Below are 16,862 nucleotides of genomic sequence, written 5' to 3'. Positions count from 1 at the left end.
GCCTCACCCTCTGGAAGGAACCCCGCTTATGCTGAAAACGGTCCGCGCCGCCCTGACATTGAGCGTTATAACATTAACCGCCTTTGGCGCATCATCGGCCTTCGCGGCGCCGCTGAAGGTGGTCGCCAGCTTTACGGTCATTGCCGACTTTGCCAAAAACGTCGGCGGCGACCGTGTCGCGATCACCACGATCGTCGGGCCGGATGGCGACGCTCATGTCTATGAGCCAAGCCCTGCCGACGCGGTCGCCATGGCCAAGGCCGACATCGTGCTGGTCAACGGCCTGCATTTCGAAGGTTTCCTGCAGCGGCTGGTCGATGCCAGCGCCACCAAGGCCTCGATCGTCACGCTGACCAAGGGTGTGACGCCGATCGACTTCAAGGCTGAATTCGCCGATGCCGACGCGGCCGATGGCGCCGGCACCGGCAGCGGCAAGACGGTCACTGACCCGCACGCCTTCCAGTCGATCGCCAATGCCAGGATTTATGTGAAGAACATCGCCGAATCTTTCTGCGCGGCCGACAGCGACGGCTGCGTCAGCTACCAGACCAACGCCGCCGCCTACACCAAGAAGCTTGACGCGCTGGAAGGCGAAGTGAGGACGGCGATCCAGTCGATCCCCGAGGCAAAGCGCGTCGTCATCACCTCGCATGACGCCTTTGGCTATTTCGAGCACGAGTACGGCCTGATCTTCCTCGCCCCGCAAGGTATCTCGACCGATTCCGAGCCGTCGGCCGCCGATGTCGCCAAGTTGGTCGAGCAGGTCAAGCAGGACAGGGCCGCGGCCATCTTCGTCGAGAACATCATCAACCCTCGCCTGATCGAGCAGATTGCCAGCGAGACCGGCATCAAGGTCGGCGGCACGCTTTACTCGGACGCGCTGTCGCAGCCCGACGGCCCCGGCTCGACCTATATCGACATGATGCACAACAACATCCGCCAGATCAAAGGCGCCATTCTCGGCAGCTGAGTTTGATCCGCGGCCAGCCGGGCCGTATCGGCCCGGTTGGATTTTCTGGCGCGCGATGTCTATTTGGCAGAGAATTCCTTCGATGCGGATTGCCGCCCCCCTCCCGGAGTGGCAAGACTGCCGTCAAAGAGATCGCGAGGATACGAGCCATGGAATACCGCCAGATCAGCGAAGACTATTCGGTCTCGGGCCAGATCCAGCCCGAGGACGTTGCCGCCATCAAGGAAGCCGGCTTCAAGAGCGTGATCTGCAACCGGCCTGATGATGAGCAGCCGGGACAGCCTTCGGCGGACACGCTCAAGGCCGCGGTCGAGGCCGCCGGCCTCGCCTTCCGCTACATTCCGGTGATCAGCGGCCAGATCACGCGAGAGAATGTCGACGACCAGGCCGAGGCACTCGACGAGCTCGACGGCCCGGTGTTCGCCTATTGCCGCTCCGGCGCCCGCTGTACCAATCTGTACGGGCTGATCCAGCAGTCGAAGGATTAAATCGGCAGCGCGCCGGTCTCCTTCAGCGTCTCCAGCACGATCGCCGTCTTCACATGCTGCACGGATTCGTGCGGCAGGAGCACGCCGTTGACGAATTCCGACAGCGATTTGAGGTCTGGGGTTACGACCTTCAGGATGTAGTCCATCTCGCCGGTCAGCGCATGGGCCTCCTGCACCTCGGGCAGCCGCGCCACCAATTCCCCGAAGCGGCGCGCATTGTCGCGGTTGTGGGTGGCCAGTGTCACCGAGATGACGTTGACCAGCGAGAAACCGAGCTTGTCGCGGTCGAGCACCGCACGATAGCCCCTGATGTAGCCGTCCTCCTCCAACCGCTGGCGGCGGCGCGAGCATTGCGAGGCAGAGAGGTTTACCCGCTCGGAGAGATCGTTGTTAGTGAGCCGCGCGTCGCCTTGCAAAAGCGCCATTATCTTGCGGTCGAACTGATCAATGCGCGTCTGATCCATGGTTTTATCTCTCGTCATGCACGGTCCGCGCATGAGATCACCATTTCAAGCGTTTGAATGCAAGCACCGTGCGTGGGCTCCGCGCTATTATGATTTAGACGGCCTTTTCAGGCCGAGCAGCATCCGGAGGATATCATGGGTCCTTTCCCGCACGACGCACCGCCCGCCACGATCAGCAAGGACAACCCCGCCGGCACCGACGGTTTCGAGTTCGTCGAATTCGCGCATCCGGAGCCGCAGAAGCTGGCCGAGCTGTTCACCCGCATGGGTTATGTCGCGGTAGCAAGGCATCGCACCAAGGACATCACCGTCTGGCGCCAGGGCGACATCAATTATGTCGTCAATGCCGAGCCCAGCTCGCATGCGATGAAATTCGTCGACAAGCACGGCCCCTGTGCTGCCTCGATGGCCTGGCGGGTGGTCGATGCCAAGCATGCTTTCGAGCATGCCGTCTCGAAGGGCGCCACGCCTTACGAAGGCGGCGACAAGGCGCTCGACGTGCCTGCTATCGTCGGCATCGGCGGCTCGCTGCTTTATTTCATCGATAGCTATGGCAAGAAGGGCTCGGCCTATGACGCCGAATTCGAGTGGCTCGGCGAACGCGACCCCAAGCCGCAAGGCGTCGGCTTCTATTTCCTCGACCACCTGACCCACAACGTCTATCGCGGCCAGATGGACAAATGGTGGGATTTCTACCGCAATCTGTTCGGTTTCAAGCAGATCCATTTCTTCGACATCGACGGCAAGATCACGGGCCTGGTCAGCCGGGCGATCACCTCGCCCTGCGGCAAGATCCGCATTCCGCTCAATGAGTCGAAGGACGAGACCAGCCAGATCGCCGAATATCTGAAGAAGTACAATGGCGAAGGCATCCAGCACATCGCGGTGGGAACCGACGAGATCTACGCCGCCACCGACAAGCTCGCGGAGAACGGGCTGAAATTCATGCCCGGCCCGCCCGAGACCTACTACGACATGTCGTATGACCGCGTGAACGGCCATGAAGAGCCGATCGAGCGGATGAAGAAGCACGGCATCCTGATCGACGGCGAAGGTGTGGTCGACGGCGGCATGACCAAGATTCTATTGCAGATCTTTTCGAAGACCGTGATCGGGCCGATCTTCTTCGAGTTCATCCAGCGCAAGGGCGACGAAGGCTTTGGCGAAGGCAATTTCCGCGCGCTGTTCGAATCGATCGAGCAGGACCAGATCAAGCGCGGCGTGATCAAGGTTCAGGCCGCGGAATAGACAGACCTTCGCCAAGATTTCTTGCAGCCAGGCCCCTTATGACCAAAATCTGGTCATAAGGGGCCTGGCAATGAGCATCCGATGGCGAAAGCACACGCGCGTATCAAAGGCCTGACGTTGGTCGCCGCTGATCGTCTTTTTCAGCCTATGATGTTGCGTTGGTCTGATCGTCCAACCGTAGCCGCTCGACTTCCACTCTCCTCAGCTTCAAATCATAGTCGAGCAGGAACTCGTCGAGTTGCGGTGGCGCCACCGAGGTGCCGGACAGCATCGCATGCACCTGGCCGCGATGGTGGATGTCGTGCAGGAAGACGTGCGCCAAGATATCGCCGATCTTTTCCGGGATCATGCCGTCTTCACGCCGGTCGGTGACGACGCGGCGGTCGAGATCGGCCTCCGACAGGCCATCGCAGAAGGCGATCAGCCGCCGATCGGCCGCAAGCTGAGCCAGGTAAAGCTCCGGCGCGGCATCGAAAGGCACGAAGTCATCGTAGGCAGCCGCACCGACGCCGCCGTCTTCGAGAAAATCGAGATAGAGATGATCGACCGCGAGGACATGGTTGAGCGTTGCCTTGATCGACGGGAAAAAGCTGGTGCGCTCGGCCTCGAATTCACCGGGCTTCAGCGCAAGCACGGCGCGATAGAGCCGGTCGTTCGACCAGAGATTGTTCCCCGCCATGCGACGCAGATGATCCAGCAGGTCCATCACTCAAACCTCTCATTGTGCCTACCGCTGGTATTTCTCGACCTTCTGCTCGATGGCGCCGAAGATCGAATGCCCTGATCTGTCCTTCATCTCGATGCGCACGGTGTCGCCGAAGCGCAAGAAAGGTGTCTTGGGCTCGCCTGACACAATGGTCTCTATTATGCGCAGTTCGGCGATGCAGGAATAACCGGCTCCGCCCGCAGAGACCGGGTTGCCCGGGCCGCCGTCGAGTTTGTTGGACACCGTACCCGAGCCGATGATGGCGCCTGATACCAGCGGCCTTGTGCGGGCGGCGTGAGCAATCAGCGCCGGGAAATCGAAGGTCATGTCGACACCGGCATCGGCGCGGCCGAACGGCTTGCCGTTGATGTCGGCAAGCAGCGGCAGATTGACCTTGCCGCCGTCCCAGGCATCGCCCAGCTCATCCGGCGTCACCGCGACCGGAGAGAAGGCGGAGGACGGTTTCGACTGGAAGAAGCCGAATCCCTTGGCGAGTTCCGGCCCGGTCAGCGCGCGCAGCGTGACATCGTTGACCAGCATCACCAGCCGGATCGCGGCGCGCGCCTCGTCGAGGCTGGCGCCCATCGGCACATCGTCGACGATGACGGCGATCTCGGCTTCCATGTCGATGCCGAAGGCCTCATCCGCTAGACGGATCGGATCGCGCGGGGCAACGAAGGAGTCCGAGCCGCCCTGGTAGATCAGCGGGTCGGTCCAGAAGCTTGCCGGTATCTCGACGCCGCGCGCCTTCCGCACCAGTTCGACATGGTTCACATAGGCCGAGCCGTCGGCCCATTGATAGGCGCGCGGCAGCGGTGAATGCGCGTCATGCTCGTGAAAACGGGCCGCCGGCATCGCATTGTTCTCCAGCGATTCCGCTATGGTCGCGAGATGCGGCGAGATCCTGCGCCAGTCGTCGAGTGCGGCCTGCAGCGTGCGCGCCAGGAACGAGGCGTCGGTGTATTGCGTCAGGTCGCGCGAAACGACGACGAGCTTTCCATCGCGTGTTCCGTCCTTCAGCGTGGCAAGCTTCATGCGGTTCCCTCTCCTGATGCGGCCTTGGCGCCGCTTAACTCCACAACAAGGCCGTCGCGAGCGATCGTCAAGTCGCCGGCCCATGTTTTCCTGACCGCGGCGATCCAGTCGAGCTCGCCGATCTCGGCATCGTCGGCTGGAATGAGGTGGTTGAGCACCAATCTTTTGATGCCGGCATCGCGGGCGATACGGCCTGCCTCCTCGGCAAAGCTGTGACTGGAGAGCAGATGTTCCCTGAGCCGCGCGCCATTGCCGGTCCTGGCAACCAGCCGCTCGATGCCTTCTTCCAGCATGGCTTCGTGGACGAGAATGTCAGCCCCTTCGGCGAAATGCGCCAGCGGCGGAAAGAAGGCCGTATCGGCGGAAAACACCACGCTTTTGCCGCCATGCTCGAAGCGCAGGGCAAAACAGTCGGTCACCGGCGGATGGTCGACGCGCAGCGCCGTGACCGTCAGTCCGCGCTGCTCGACCACATGCCCTTGGCCGAATTCGTCGACAGAGACCAACTCGCGAATATCGGGGCGGCCCTCGTCGGCGATGCGGATCTCGATGTCGAATTCCATGGCCTGACAAAAGCGCCGCCAGTAGTGGCCAACCCCAGGCGGCCCGAACACCGTGACCGGCGTCGCCAATCCGGCCGTCCAGGCGGTGTGGATCAGCGGCCCGAGTTCCAGCACATGGTCGGAATGCAGATGCGTGATGAAGATCAGGTCGAGCACCTTCAGGCTGACCCCGGCATCGACCAGACCGCGCGTCACGCCAAGCCCGCAATCGACGACGACGGCTCGCCCACCAATCTCGAGCAGCGACGAACTCGGCCACGGCCCGCGGGGCCGCAGTGCCGGACCGCCTTTCGACCCGAGCAGCACCAGCCGGTCCGGCATTGGTTTGCCGATCAAGACCAGTCGCCCTCGGGCGTGCCATTGAAGCGCTTCTTCAGGTCGGCCCAGCAATCGATGTAGTTGTCCTGCCGGGTTTCGAGTTCGGCGCCGTAGCGGGTCAGCATCTGCGGAAAACGGGTCTCGAACATGAAGGCCATGGTATTGTCGAGCTTGACCGGTTTCAGCTCCGCGCGCGAGGCCTTTTCGAAGCCAGGCGCATCCGGACCATGGGCCAGCATCAGATTGTGCAGGCTGATGCCGCCGGGGACGAAACCCTCCTCCTTGGCGTCGTACTGGCCGTGGATCAGACCCATGAACTCACTCATGATGTTTCGGTGGTACCAGGGCGGCCGGAACGTATCCTCGGCCACCAGCCAGCGCGGCGGGAAGAGGACGAAGTCGATGTTGGCGGTGCCTTCCTCGCCGCTCGGCGCCGTCAGCACGGTGAAGATCGACGGGTCAGGATGATCGAACAGCAGCGCGCCGACCGGCGAAAAGGTCGCCAGATCATATTTATAGGGCGCGTAGTTGCCGTGCCAGGCAACGACGTCGAGCGGCGAATGGCCGATCTCGGTGACATGGAAATTGCCGCACCATTTCACGATCAGCCGGCACGGCGTTTCCTTCTCCTCGAACCAGGCGCAAGGCGTCTTGAAGTCGCGCGGATTGGCCAGGCAATTGGCGCCGATCGGGCCGCGGTCGGGCAGAGTCAGCTTGGCGCCATAGTGTTCGCAGACATAGCCGCGCACTTCTGCGTCGGCCAGTTCGACCTTGAAGACGAGGCCGCGTGGCAGCACGGCGATCTCGCCGGGCCGAAGCTCGATGACGCCCATCTCGGTGACGAAGCGCAAGCTGCCCACCTGGGGCACGACCAGCAACTCGCCGTCGGCATTGAAGAAATGATCGTCGACCATCGACGTATTGGCGACATAGACATGGGCAGCCATGCCGGTCTGGCCAAGTACGTCGCCGGCCGTGGTGATGCTGCGCATACCCTTGATGAAGTCGGTCGGCTCCTTCGGCATCGGCACCGGATTCCAGCGGTACTGGCCAAGCGCCAGCTCGTGGTCGCCGACATTGGGCGCGGTCTTCCACAGGGGATAACTCGCCGCCTTGAACCTGCCCGTGTGCTTGACGCTCGGCCGGATCCGGTAGAGCCAGGAGCGCTCATTGGTGCCGCGCGGAGCGGTGAAGGGCGAGCCTGAAAGCTGCTCGGCGTAGAGGCCGTAGGCCGGCCGTTGCGGCGAGTTTCGTCCCTGCGGCAGCGAACCGGGCAGGGTCTCGGTTTCGAAGTCGTTGCCGAAACCCGGCATGTAGGAAAAGGCCATTGCTTCCTCCCGGATTGACCAAATTGGTTTCATTTGTAACCATCGAAAATGTAACTATCAACCTTCCGTTTTTCCCGGATGCGGACAATGGACATTCTCGAGCTCGAAAGCTTTCTGCCCTACCGGCTGTATCGTCTTTCAGACGCCGTCAGCCGCGAATTTTCGAAAGTCTATAAGGACCGCCACGGCCTTACCCGGCCCGAATGGCGCACGTTATCGGGGTTGGGACAGCGCGGCACGATGACCGCGACGGAACTTGGCGAGCAGTCGGCCATGCATAAGACCAAGGTCTCGCGCGCCGTGGCCGAGTTAGAACGGCGGCGCTGGCTGGTACGAACACCTGACGAGAACGACCGCCGCGTCGAGCACTTGACGCTTACCAACGCCGGGCTTGCAGCCTATCGCGAGATGGTGCCGCTGGCGCAGAGTTTCGAGCGGGAACTGCTGGCGAAACTTGGCGTGGACGAACGTGCGGCGATTGTGCGTGGGGTGGCGGCGCTTGAGAGGGCATTGGAAGCAAAGTAGCGCCGAAAAAATGGGGATGTGCTGGCGGGACAGCGCCCCCTCTGTCCTGACGCAAAGCTATCCCGTAATTTGATCTCCCCACTTGAGGGGGAGATGTCCGGCAGGACAGAGGGGGCGCCTCGCGCAAACGTTTCACCGGATGGCGCTATACCGCCGTTACCAGTCCATCACCACCTTGCCCGAACTGCCACTGCGCATCGCATCGAACCCAACCTGATAATCGTCGATGCCAATCCGATGCGTGATAAGCCCACTCACATCCAGCGGACCCTGTACCAGCGCGATCATCTTGTACCAGGTCTCGAACATTTCGCGGCCGTAGATGCCCTTGAGATGCAGCATCTTGAAGATGACCTTGTTCCAGTCGATCTCGAAGCCGGTGGGCGCAATGCCCAGAATGGCGATCTTGCCGCCATTGTTCATGGTATCGATCATGTCGCGGAAGGCGGGGGCCGCGCCCGACATTTCGAGGCCGACGTCAAAACCCTCGGTCATGCCGAGCACCGGCATGACATCGCGCAGCTTCTCCTTCGAGGCGTCGACAACATGCTGGACGCCAAGCTTCTTGGCCAGCGCCAGCCGCACCGGGTTGATGTCGGTGATGACCACTTTTCGCGCGCCGACGCATTGCGCCACCAGCGCGCCCATGATGCCGATCGGCCCGGCGCCGGTGACCAGCACATCCTCGCCGACCAGGTCGAAGGACAATGCCGTATGGACCGCATTGCCCAAGGGATCGAATATCGCGGCAATCTCGTCCGGCACGTCGTCGGGGATCGGCACCACATTGTGCTGGGGAATGGCCAGGTACTCGCCGAAGGCGCCGGGACGGTTGACGCCGACGCCGAGCGTGTTGCGGCACAGATGCCCCCTGCCCGCGCGGCAGTTGCGGCAGTGGCCGCAGACGATGTGTCCCTCGCCCGACACGCGCTGGCCGACCTTGTATTCGGTGACCGCGGCACCAAAGTCGGCGACCGTGCCGACGAATTCGTGGCCGGTAACCATCGGCACGGGAACCGTCTTTTGCGCCCACTGGTCCCAGTTGTAGATGTGGACGTCGGTGCCGCAGATCGCGGTCTTCTTGACCTTGATCAGCACATCGTTCGGGCCAATCTCCGGCACCGGAACCTCTTCCATCCAGATGCCCGGTTCGGCCTTGGCCTTCACCAGCGCCTTCATCATGTTCGACATTCTTTTGTCCCTTGAATCTCTTGATCCGGAATCGCTTTTCGCTACCGGCCCTTCAGGAAATCACGCCCAATTCCCTGCCGACCGCGCCGAACGCTTCCACGGCCCGGTCGATGTCGGTGCTGGAGTGCGCCGCCGACATCTGGGTGCGGATGCGCGCCTGGCCCTTCGGCACCACGGGGAATGAGAATCCGATGACGTAGATGCCACGCTTCAGCATGCGCGCCGCCATCTCCTGCGCCAACGTGGCATCGCCCAGCATTACCGGGATGATCGGATGATCGGCCCCAGCCAGCGTGAAGCCAAGCTTGCCCATCTGGGACCTGAACTGGGCCGCATTGGCATATAGGCGTTCGCGCAATCCGTCGCCATTGCGGATCAACTCGAACACCTTGATCGAGGCGCCGGCGATCGCCGGCATCAGCGTGTTGGAAAAGAGATAGGGCCGCGAGCGCTGGCGCAGCCAGTCGACCACCTGCTTCTTGCCCGAGGTGTAGCCGCCCGAAGCGCCGCCGAGCGCCTTGCCGAGCGTGCCGGTGATGATGTCAACCCTGCCCTCGACACCGCAATGCTCGGGCGAACCGCGCCCATTTCCGCCGACGAAGCCGACCGCATGGCTGTCATCCACCATGACCATGGCGTCGTACTTCTCGGCCAGATCGCAGACGCCTGAGAGATTGGCGATGATGCCGTCCATGGAAAACACGCCGTCGGTGGCGATCAGCCGGAAGCGGCAATCCTTGGCTTCCTTCAGGCGTGCCTCGAGATCGGCCATGTCGTTGTTGGCATAGCGGAAGCGTTTGGCCTTCGACAGTCTGACGCCGTCGATGATCGAGGCGTGGTTCAGCGCATCCGAGATGATTGCGTCTTCCTCGCCAAGCAGCGTCTCGAACAGGCCGCCATTGGCGTCGAAGCAAGAGCCGTAGAGGATGGTGTCTTCCAAGCCGAGGAAAGAGGAGATCGTCGTCTCGAGCTGCTTGTGTTCTTCCTGGGTCCCGCAGATGAAGCGTACCGAGGCCATGCCGTAGCCGTAGCGGTCGAGCGCCTGCGTGGCCGCCGCACGCAGTTCCGCGCTGTCGGCAAGGCCGAGATAGTTGTTGGCGCAGAAGTTCAGCACTTTCTCCCCGCCGACCTCGATCTCAGCCGACTGCATCGAGGAAATCACCCGCTCGGACTTGTAGAGCCCGGCGGATTTCAACCCTGCAAGCTCGTTGTCGATATGGGAGAGAAATGCTGCGGTCATGATCGGGCCCCGTTTGACGTCGGCAGACTGTCGTCCCGCCCGCACAAAAAATCCATCGCAAAAGCGACCGGATCAGGTGGCCCGGCAGCATCAGCTGGGACGCCATGGAGATCGTTCAACCGCCACGCAAGAACGCTCGGGCCGACGAATACATAAATGCCGGCCTGCGGCGAAAGGAGGCGATAACCATTTCGCGATCTTTGGCCCTTTCCCCCTTGCGGACCGGTTGTCGATTTCCAGTCCTGTTAACGTTTGCAGTCCAATGGTGCTCGCATAGATCCGTTGGCGAGAGGACCGCCCCCGAACATGTCTCAGCAGCCGGTGCAAACCGTTTCAGGCAGGCTCATACTGCTGATCAAGGCTGGCTACTGGCTGGCGCTGCTGATCATTGCCGCCATGGTCGCGGCCTCCTTCGTTCTGCTGCAGCAGACGATGGCCACGCAGCAGCACAACCACACCTTGCTCGACATCGTCGGCACGCAGAAGACGCTGTCGCAGCGCATCGTTTTCCTTGCCAGCGCGACGGGCGCCGCCTCGCGCGACAAGCAGCCGGCGCTGGTCAGCGCGCTGAAGCAGGCCACGGCGGAGTTCGAGACGAACTACGATCTGCTGCTCAAGCAAACGGGCGCGGATCCGCAATCGCCGGCCAAGCTCGATGCGAAGTCGATCGAGAGCGTGCTTTTCACCAAACCCTTCCATCTCGACTATTTCTCGGTTGGCCTGATCGCCAATGGCGACCGGCTGGTGTCTGCACTGGAATCGCAGCTCAACCTTGGCGACAATGGCGGCTACAAGGGCGGCGCCGAACGCGTCAATCTCGATGCGTCGGTCGCCAATGCCACGCTGTCGGGCTATGCCGCGCTCGGCCAGCGCATCAGCGCCGATGCCGACGAGCGCTCCGAAAAGCTGCTCTCCCTCCACCGCACGCTGTTCTACGCCACACTCGGCGTCATCCTGCTGGTGGCGCTGTTCATCTTCAGGCCGATGTCCAACGCGATCCTGCGCAAGACGCGTGAGTTGGTCGACGCCCGCAATTCAATGGCCTTCATCGCGGTGCATGACGGCCTGACCGGCCTGCACAACCGCACCTTCCTCACCGACCATTTCGAGACGCTGATCAAGGGCGCGCATCGCCGGCGCGAGCGCCTGGCCGTAGTTCAGCTCGACCTCGACCGCTTCAAGCAGATCAACGATACGCTGGGTCACGCCGCCGGCGACTATGTCCTGGTCGTGACGGCACAGCGAATGCGCGATTCCTGCCGCGCTTCGGATCTGTGCGCGCGGCTCGGCGGCGACGAATTCGTGATGATCCTCAACGGAGCCGGCAGCACCGAGGACATCAACATGCTGGCACGGCGCATCCTGGTGCACATCAACGAGCCGATCGTGTTCCAGGGCACCACCATTCTCCCGGGCGCCAGCGGCGGCATCGCGGTCTATCCGATCGATGCCGACAATGCGCAGGACCTGCTCGTCCATGCCGATCTGGCGCTCTACTCCGCCAAGAAAATGGGGGGCGGCAACTTCTCTTTCTTCTCGGAGGAGCTGCGCCGCGAACTCGACTACCGCAAGCAGCTCGAACATGACATCAAGATCGCCATTTCCGAAAGGGCGTTCCAGGTCTATTTCCAGCCGCAGGTCTCGCTGACCGACGGCACCATCAGCGGCATAGAAGCGCTCGTGCGCTGGAACCATCCCGAGCGAGGCATGATCTCGCCGGGCGAATTCATCCCGGTCGCCGAGAAATGCGGCTTCATGCCGGAGATCGGCCGCATCGTGATCGGCAAGGCGATCAACGAGGCCGCCGAGTGGAATCGTGCCGGGATTGCCTTCGGCCGGCTTGCGGTCAATGTCTCGGGCACCGAGTTGCGCGAGCATGATTTCGATGCGTTTCTGTTCGATACGCTGGAGAAAGCCGGACTGCCGCCGCAGAAACTGTCGCTGGAAATCGTCGAATCCGTCATTCTGGACGACGAGAAGACCGGCATCGCGGCGAAGCTGCGTGATATCAGGGCGGCCGGCGTGCATCTGGAGCTCGATGATTTCGGCACCGGCTATGCTTCGCTCAGCCACGTCAATCCCAACGAGATCGACCGGCTCAAGATCGACCGTCGCTTCGTGCAAAACATCCACGAGAATGGCGACAACTCCAAGATCGTGCGCGCCATCACCGAACTTGCCCGGGGGCTGGGCATCTCCATCGTCGCCGAGGGTGCGGAAACCGAAGCGGAACTCGACTCGCTGATGGCGATCGGCTGCGACCAGGTGCAGGGTTATTCCATCGCCTTCCCGATGCCGCATGACAAGGCGCTCGAATGGCTGACCGCCCGCACGCCGAAGAAAGCCAGGCTGACGGTATTGCAGGGAAGCCTGGCGTAACCCGGCCAGCGATGCATGACGAGATGTTCAGGACGGCTTTGACGGCACGACAAAATTGACCAGCCTGATCGCCGCGCTGAAACTACGCCACTATACGTTTGGAACAATCCAGAGCTATGACGACTGAGCCATCAGGCCGGCATTCCTAGCTCTTTACATTCTTCCGCAACGCCGCAAGCACCTGGGCAAATTCCGCCAGACGCTCGTCGGACAGTCCTTTGCGAAGCCGCTTGTCGAAGACGAGTGCCGCTTGCCGCAACGTCTCGAACAGCGCTTCTCCCGTCTCCGTCAATTCGACCAGGTGGACCCGGCGGTTGACGGGATCGCGCCGCCGCGTCAGCAGGCCCTGCGCCTCCATTGCGTTGAGATGATGGGTCAGCGTCGCACCCTGGATGCCGATCATGCCGGCGAGTTCGCGCTGATTGGCAAGCTCGCTCGACTTGACGGACAGCAGTGTGAGCCAGACCGGCAATGTGCCGCCTGCCTCAACCAAGGCAGCGTCGAATGCTTGTGCGACAAGCTTGGCGGTGCGGCCGAGATTCATGCCGACCGGCGGGCGGTCAAATGGTGTCATGATCTGACAGTAGAGCAAGCAGTGGGAATGTGAAACTTGGCTTCATGATTGACATCTAACCGTTAGATATCTAATTTTGCTTTATCCGTGGCATCGCAACATGGTTGCGGCGCGTAGGCGGTGGGCGAATGAGAGGAATGCGGCCATGCAATACGTTTATATCGCTGTCATCGGCCTGCACGTCATGGCCGGCGTCTTCTGGGCCGGCACGACCATCGCGGTTGGCCGCGATCCGGACATCCGGGCAGAGCGGTTCTTCCGGCCGCAAATGGGCGCGGCCGGTTTGGCTTTCCTGACCGGTTTCCTGCTCTGGTATTTCTTTCATGAGGGTGCTTTCGGCTCGATGGAAAAGGTACTGGCGCTCGGAATTTTGACGGCGCTGATCGCCGCCGGCGTGCAAGGCGCGCTCGTGGGCTCCGCCAGCAGGCAGTTTGCCGGCGCCGATGCAGCGACCCAACCGGAGCTGCGCGCGAAAATGACCAGGGGCGAACGCATCGCCGGCGGGCTGCTGGTCATCACCGTGCTTTGCATGGCGACCGCCAAGATGTTTTAGAATCGCACGGCCGGTGAAAGCCGATCATGCGCGGCGCGCAACGGACCAGAGCGGCAGATGGCTCTCCTTGCAAAGGCCGTTGCGCGCCACCTGATCGTGATCAAATCCTGATCCCGAACCTGATCCCGTCATAGATGGCGGCGTGGATGTTGCGCGAGGCAACGGCGTCGCCGATGCGCAAGAGCACGAAGCCGCCATCCACGTTGCGCTTGGGAAAAATGTCGCCGCCATTGACCAGACGCTCATAGTCGACCGCACCACCGTTCTTCGACAGCGGTTTCAGCGAAAGATACAGATCGTCGAGCGGCGCCGTGCCGTGCTCGACCACCACCTGATCGACCCTGCGCTCTCCGCGCCAGCCATCGGCGAAATCCGAAGCGAGTTCCGCGATCAGTTGATTGCCCTCACGCCGCACCGAGCGCAGGCGGGTATTGATGGTGACCGTGACGCCCTTTTCCTGGAAGGCCCTGACATAGGGTACGTGGTTCATGCCGCCCATTTCGGGGGCGAAGAAGCGTTCCGGCGAAACCAGTTCCAGCTTCGAGCCGCTGTTGGCAATCAGTTCGGCCGCGCCCATGCCCTGATGGCCGCCATTGTCGTCGTAGAGCAACACATTCTCGGCCGACTTGACGCTGCCGGCCATGATGTCCCAGCTCGAGGTGACGAGATTGTCGCCGGAGGCCAGCGGCGGGTTCTGCGGCAGGCCACCGGTGGCGATCACCACGACATCGGGCGCCAGCGCCAGAACATCGTTCTGTTCCGCCCAGGTGTCGTAGCGGATCTCGACGCCGAGCCGGGCGAGTTCGGCCAGTCGCCAGTCGATGATGCCGATCAATTCCTTGCGGCGCGGGTTCTGGGTCGCCAGACGCACCTGGCCGCCCGCTTGTGATGATGCCTCGAGGATCGTCACTTGATGACCGCGCTCGGCTGCGACGCGCGCCGCCTCCAGCCCACCAGCGCCGGCGCCGACGACCACCACTTTCCGCTTAGGCCCTTCCGTCTTGACAATGATGTGCGGGATATCCGCCTCGCGGCCGGTCGCCGCATTGTGAACGCACAGCGCCTCGCCGCCTTCATAGATGCGGTCGAGACAATAGGTAGCGCCGACACAGGGACGTATCTCGTGCTCGCGGCCCTCCATCACCTTCTTGATGATGTGCGGATCGGCGATGTGGGCGCGTGTCATGCCGACCATGTCGAGCTTGCCGGTGGCGATCGCATGGCGCGCGGTGGCGACGTCGGAAATGCGCGCCGCGTGGAAGGTCGGGAATTTCGTCGCCGCCCTTACCTCACCGGCGAAATCGAGATGCGGCGAAGACCGCATGCCGGTCACCGGAATGACCTTGGTGAGCGCCGCGTCGGTCTCGATCGAGCCCCGGATGATGTTGAGGAAATCGAGCTTGCCGGAGCCGGCCAGCCGCCTGGCGATCTCGACGCCCTCCTCCTTCGACAGGCCTTTGTCGAAATCTTCGTCGGCGACCATGCGGATGCCGACGACGAATTTGTCGCCGACCGCCGTCCGCACCGCATCGAGCACCATGTTGGTGAAGCGCAGGCGGTTGTCGAGCGGACCGCCATACTCGTCATCGCGATGATTGGTGGCAGGCGACCAGAAGCCGTCCATCAGATGGCCGTAGGATTCGAACTCGATGCCGTCGAGCCCGGCCGCCTGGCAGCGCTGGGCGGCCGATGCATAGTCGGCGACGATGCGCTCGATATCCCACTCCTCGATGGTCTTGGGGAAAGCGCGATGCGCCGGCTCGCGCACCGGCGAAGCCGAGAGCACCGGCAGCCAGTCGGCCTTGTTCCAACCCGTGCGGCGGCCAAGATGGGTGATCTGGATCATCACCTTGCAGTCGTGCTCGTGGCAGGCATCGGTGAGTTCAGCCAGCCACGGCACGATGCGGTCGTCATAGACGTGCAGATTGCCGAAGGCAGCCGGGCTGTCGCGCGAAACGATGGCCGAGCCCGCGGTCATGGTCAGCGCCATGCCGCCCTTGGCCTTTTCGGCATGGTAGAGCCGGTAGCGCTCCTTCGGCATGCCGTCCTCCGAGTAAGCCGGCTCGTGACTGGTCGACATCACCCGGTTCTTCAGCGTCAAATGCTTGAGCTGGTAGGGTTGGAGAAGCGGGTCGTTGCTGGTCATCGTCTTCCTGCCGTTTTAATTTGTGCTAATGAGCGGCAAATCCAAGGGAAACCGCACATGATCGATACCAAAAATCTCACCCAGCTCGGCACGCAGGTCGAGACGCCACAGAGCCCCGAAGCCGCGGTCCTGGAAACCGTGCCGTTTTCGCGCGGCGACGGACCACCGGCGATCGTGCGCTTTACCTGCCCGGAATTCACCTCGCTCTGCCCGGTGACCGGACAGCCGGATTTCGCCCATATCGTCATCGACTACGCACCCGATGCCGCCCTGGTGGAATCGAAGTCGCTCAAGCTGTTCATGACCTCGTTTCGCAACCATGGCGCCTTCCATGAAGACTGCACGGTGGTGATCGGACGTCGCATCGTGGCCGCGACCAAGCCGCTCTGGTTGCGCATAGGCGGCTATTGGTATCCGCGCGGCGGCATTCCGATCGACGTGTTCTGGCAGACCGGCGCTCCGCCCGAAGGCGCCTGGCTGCCGGATACCGGCGTGGCTCCCTATCGCGGGCGCGGCTAGTTCGCCCATCATTCGCACTGGTACTGGCTGAGCGCCCATTCGCCGGTCACCGACAAAAGGTCCGATATCTTCCATTCGCCATCGACCTTCTTGAACTTCCATTCGAGGCGGTGCGGGTTACCGGCGACGACGAAGGCGACGATCACCTTGGCCTGGTCGCCGTTGATCGCTTCGAGCGTCTTCAGGCTCTTGTCGATCTCGGCCTTGTCGTAGTCCGCATTGTCGAGCGCCATGTTGGGATCCAGGCACTCGCCTTGCCCGGATTTGCGCAAGGCGTCGCTTTTGTCGAGCACGGTTTTCGCCGGATCGATGAAATGGCCGCGCTGAGCCGGATCGACCTCCAGGCCGACCTGATCGTAGAACGGCCGCACCACCGCTGTCGGCGACCCCGGCTGGATTGGAGCGGCAGGCTCGCTCGGCGGCCATGCGACGGGTGGCGTCGGCGGCCCCGCGGCGCCGCCAGGCGTGGTTGCCTGCGGCGTCACGCTGTCGGGCGCGGTCCCGGCCGGAGCTTTTGCCGGCGGCGCGCCCAACAGCCCCTGAGCAGCTGCGCCGTTCAAGCCCGCCGCCAGCAGGCACATGGCCGAGAACAAAAGAAGCGTGCGACCGGCCATC

At 62.4% G+C, this 16,862-nt stretch carries 17 protein-coding genes; 7 read left to right on the top strand and 10 right to left on the bottom strand.

The window, feature by feature from the left end:
* The first annotated feature begins 28 nt into the window (after nt 1–28).
* A complete protein-coding gene (gene aztC / locus ACVWWD_RS18375; RefSeq protein ID WP_457103227.1) occupies nt 29–970 on the top strand; it encodes a zinc ABC transporter substrate-binding protein AztC in 942 nt (313 codons plus the stop codon).
* Between the two features lie 149 nt (nt 971–1,119).
* Nucleotides 1,120–1,458 (top strand): TIGR01244 family sulfur transferase, encoded by a 339-nt coding sequence (locus ACVWWD_RS18370; RefSeq protein WP_023783008.1) that lies wholly within the window; start codon nt 1,120–1,122, stop codon nt 1,456–1,458.
* Here ACVWWD_RS18370 and ACVWWD_RS18365 read toward each other — a convergent pair.
* On the bottom strand, nt 1,455–1,922 hold the full coding sequence (locus ACVWWD_RS18365) for an Lrp/AsnC family transcriptional regulator (protein WP_023773351.1): 468 nt from the start codon (nt 1,920–1,922) through the stop codon (nt 1,455–1,457). The two genes, ACVWWD_RS18370 and ACVWWD_RS18365, sit on opposite strands and share 4 nt — an antisense overlap.
* A 135-nt stretch (nt 1,923–2,057) precedes the next feature.
* Between ACVWWD_RS18365 and hppD the strand changes: the two genes are divergently transcribed.
* Nucleotides 2,058–3,170, top strand: coding sequence for a 4-hydroxyphenylpyruvate dioxygenase (gene hppD / locus ACVWWD_RS18360; protein WP_352552533.1), 1,113 nt, complete (start codon nt 2,058–2,060; stop codon nt 3,168–3,170).
* 145 nt (nt 3,171–3,315) lie between these two features.
* On the opposite strand, the gene ACVWWD_RS18355 is transcribed toward hppD, so the two are convergent.
* The 4 genes from ACVWWD_RS18355 to hmgA are packed head-to-tail and all read right to left on the bottom strand — an operon-like array spanning nt 3,316 to nt 7,120.
* The gene (locus ACVWWD_RS18355) at nt 3,316–3,876 is read right to left on the bottom strand and encodes a DinB family protein (RefSeq protein WP_023783006.1); all 561 of its coding nucleotides are present in this window, start codon (nt 3,874–3,876) and stop codon (nt 3,316–3,318) included.
* Nucleotides 3,877–3,897: 21 nt separating this feature from the next.
* Nucleotides 3,898–4,911, bottom strand: a complete 1,014-nt coding sequence (locus ACVWWD_RS18350; RefSeq protein ID WP_352552531.1) for a fumarylacetoacetate hydrolase family protein — start codon at nt 4,909–4,911, stop codon at nt 3,898–3,900.
* Entirely contained in the window at nt 4,908–5,795 is an 888-nt protein-coding gene (locus ACVWWD_RS18345; protein WP_023783004.1) for an MBL fold metallo-hydrolase, read from the bottom strand. The genes ACVWWD_RS18350 and ACVWWD_RS18345 overlap by 4 nt, the downstream gene beginning before the upstream one ends.
* Nucleotides 5,796–5,806: 11 nt before the next feature.
* Complete coding sequence (gene hmgA / locus ACVWWD_RS18340) at nt 5,807–7,120, bottom strand: homogentisate 1,2-dioxygenase (RefSeq protein ID WP_352552529.1); 1,314 nt, start codon at nt 7,118–7,120, stop codon at nt 5,807–5,809.
* A gap of 87 nt (nt 7,121–7,207) precedes the next feature.
* On the opposite strand from hmgA, the gene ACVWWD_RS18335 reads away from it, so the two are divergent.
* The gene (locus ACVWWD_RS18335; protein ID WP_023773357.1) at nt 7,208–7,645 is read left to right on the top strand and encodes a MarR family winged helix-turn-helix transcriptional regulator; all 438 of its coding nucleotides are present in this window, start codon (nt 7,208–7,210) and stop codon (nt 7,643–7,645) included.
* A gap of 156 nt (nt 7,646–7,801) precedes the next feature.
* Here ACVWWD_RS18335 and tdh read toward each other — a convergent pair whose 3' ends face one another.
* A complete protein-coding gene (tdh, locus tag ACVWWD_RS18330) occupies nt 7,802–8,836 on the bottom strand; it encodes an L-threonine 3-dehydrogenase (protein WP_023773358.1) in 1,035 nt (344 codons plus the stop codon).
* Between the two features lie 52 nt (nt 8,837–8,888).
* On the bottom strand, nt 8,889–10,076 hold the full coding sequence (locus ACVWWD_RS18325; protein WP_352552526.1) for a glycine C-acetyltransferase: 1,188 nt from the start codon (nt 10,074–10,076) through the stop codon (nt 8,889–8,891).
* A gap of 306 nt (nt 10,077–10,382) precedes the next feature.
* On the opposite strand from ACVWWD_RS18325, the gene ACVWWD_RS18320 reads away from it, so the two are divergent.
* Nucleotides 10,383–12,455 carry a putative bifunctional diguanylate cyclase/phosphodiesterase gene (locus tag ACVWWD_RS18320; protein WP_457103226.1) on the top strand — a complete coding sequence of 691 codons (2,073 nt, stop codon included), beginning with the start codon at nt 10,383–10,385 and terminating at the stop codon, nt 12,453–12,455.
* Between the two features lie 145 nt (nt 12,456–12,600).
* Here ACVWWD_RS18320 and ACVWWD_RS18315 read toward each other — a convergent pair whose 3' ends face one another.
* A complete protein-coding gene (locus ACVWWD_RS18315; RefSeq protein ID WP_352666692.1) occupies nt 12,601–13,029 on the bottom strand; it encodes a MarR family winged helix-turn-helix transcriptional regulator in 429 nt (142 codons plus the stop codon).
* Between the two features lie 145 nt (nt 13,030–13,174).
* Here ACVWWD_RS18315 and ACVWWD_RS18310 point away from each other — a divergent pair, with 145 nt between their 5' ends.
* Nucleotides 13,175–13,582 (top strand): hypothetical protein, encoded by a 408-nt coding sequence (locus ACVWWD_RS18310; protein WP_457103225.1) that lies wholly within the window; start codon nt 13,175–13,177, stop codon nt 13,580–13,582.
* A gap of 100 nt (nt 13,583–13,682) precedes the next feature.
* Here the strand turns inward: ACVWWD_RS18310 and ACVWWD_RS18305 are convergent, their stop codons facing one another.
* Nucleotides 13,683–15,728: an NADH:flavin oxidoreductase gene (locus ACVWWD_RS18305; RefSeq protein WP_352550404.1), complete on the bottom strand. Its 2,046-nt coding sequence runs from the start codon at nt 15,726–15,728 to the stop codon at nt 13,683–13,685.
* 57 nt (nt 15,729–15,785) lie between these two features.
* Here ACVWWD_RS18305 and queF point away from each other — a divergent pair, with 57 nt between their 5' ends.
* A complete protein-coding gene (gene queF, locus ACVWWD_RS18300) occupies nt 15,786–16,247 on the top strand; it encodes a preQ(1) synthase (protein WP_023783002.1) in 462 nt (153 codons plus the stop codon).
* A gap of 8 nt (nt 16,248–16,255) precedes the next feature.
* On the opposite strand, the gene ACVWWD_RS18295 is transcribed toward queF, so the two are convergent.
* A complete protein-coding gene (locus ACVWWD_RS18295) occupies nt 16,256–16,861 on the bottom strand; it encodes a hypothetical protein (protein WP_352550403.1) in 606 nt (201 codons plus the stop codon).
* Nucleotide 16,862: the final 1 nt, after the last annotated feature.

This window comes from Mesorhizobium sp. URHB0026, from assembly GCF_054059755.1.
This window is presented reverse-complemented; position numbering and strand designations above follow the sequence as displayed.

Coding starts and splice junctions, on each gene's coding strand:
- queF (WP_023783002.1), top strand. CDS start 15,786: ATGATCGATACCAAAAATCTCACCCAGCTCGGCACGCAGGTCGAGACG.
- aztC (WP_457103227.1), top strand. CDS start 29: ATGCTGAAAACGGTCCGCGCCGCCCTGACATTGAGCGTTATAACATTA.
- hmgA (WP_352552529.1), bottom strand. CDS start 7,120: ATGGCCTTTTCCTACATGCCGGGTTTCGGCAACGACTTCGAAACCGAG.
- tdh (WP_023773358.1), bottom strand. CDS start 8,836: ATGTCGAACATGATGAAGGCGCTGGTGAAGGCCAAGGCCGAACCGGGC.
- ACVWWD_RS18370 (WP_023783008.1), top strand. CDS start 1,120: ATGGAATACCGCCAGATCAGCGAAGACTATTCGGTCTCGGGCCAGATC.
- ACVWWD_RS18350 (WP_352552531.1), bottom strand. CDS start 4,911: ATGAAGCTTGCCACGCTGAAGGACGGAACACGCGATGGAAAGCTCGTC.
- ACVWWD_RS18305 (WP_352550404.1), bottom strand. CDS start 15,728: ATGACCAGCAACGACCCGCTTCTCCAACCCTACCAGCTCAAGCATTTG.
- ACVWWD_RS18310 (WP_457103225.1), top strand. CDS start 13,175: ATGCAATACGTTTATATCGCTGTCATCGGCCTGCACGTCATGGCCGGC.
- ACVWWD_RS18295 (WP_352550403.1), bottom strand. CDS start 16,861: ATGGCCGGTCGCACGCTTCTTTTGTTCTCGGCCATGTGCCTGCTGGCG.
- ACVWWD_RS18365 (WP_023773351.1), bottom strand. CDS start 1,922: ATGGATCAGACGCGCATTGATCAGTTCGACCGCAAGATAATGGCGCTT.
- ACVWWD_RS18320 (WP_457103226.1), top strand. CDS start 10,383: ATGTCTCAGCAGCCGGTGCAAACCGTTTCAGGCAGGCTCATACTGCTG.
- hppD (WP_352552533.1), top strand. CDS start 2,058: ATGGGTCCTTTCCCGCACGACGCACCGCCCGCCACGATCAGCAAGGAC.
- ACVWWD_RS18355 (WP_023783006.1), bottom strand. CDS start 3,876: ATGGACCTGCTGGATCATCTGCGTCGCATGGCGGGGAACAATCTCTGG.
- ACVWWD_RS18315 (WP_352666692.1), bottom strand. CDS start 13,029: ATGACACCATTTGACCGCCCGCCGGTCGGCATGAATCTCGGCCGCACC.
- ACVWWD_RS18335 (WP_023773357.1), top strand. CDS start 7,208: ATGGACATTCTCGAGCTCGAAAGCTTTCTGCCCTACCGGCTGTATCGT.
- ACVWWD_RS18345 (WP_023783004.1), bottom strand. CDS start 5,795: ATGCCGGACCGGCTGGTGCTGCTCGGGTCGAAAGGCGGTCCGGCACTG.
- ACVWWD_RS18325 (WP_352552526.1), bottom strand. CDS start 10,076: ATGACCGCAGCATTTCTCTCCCATATCGACAACGAGCTTGCAGGGTTG.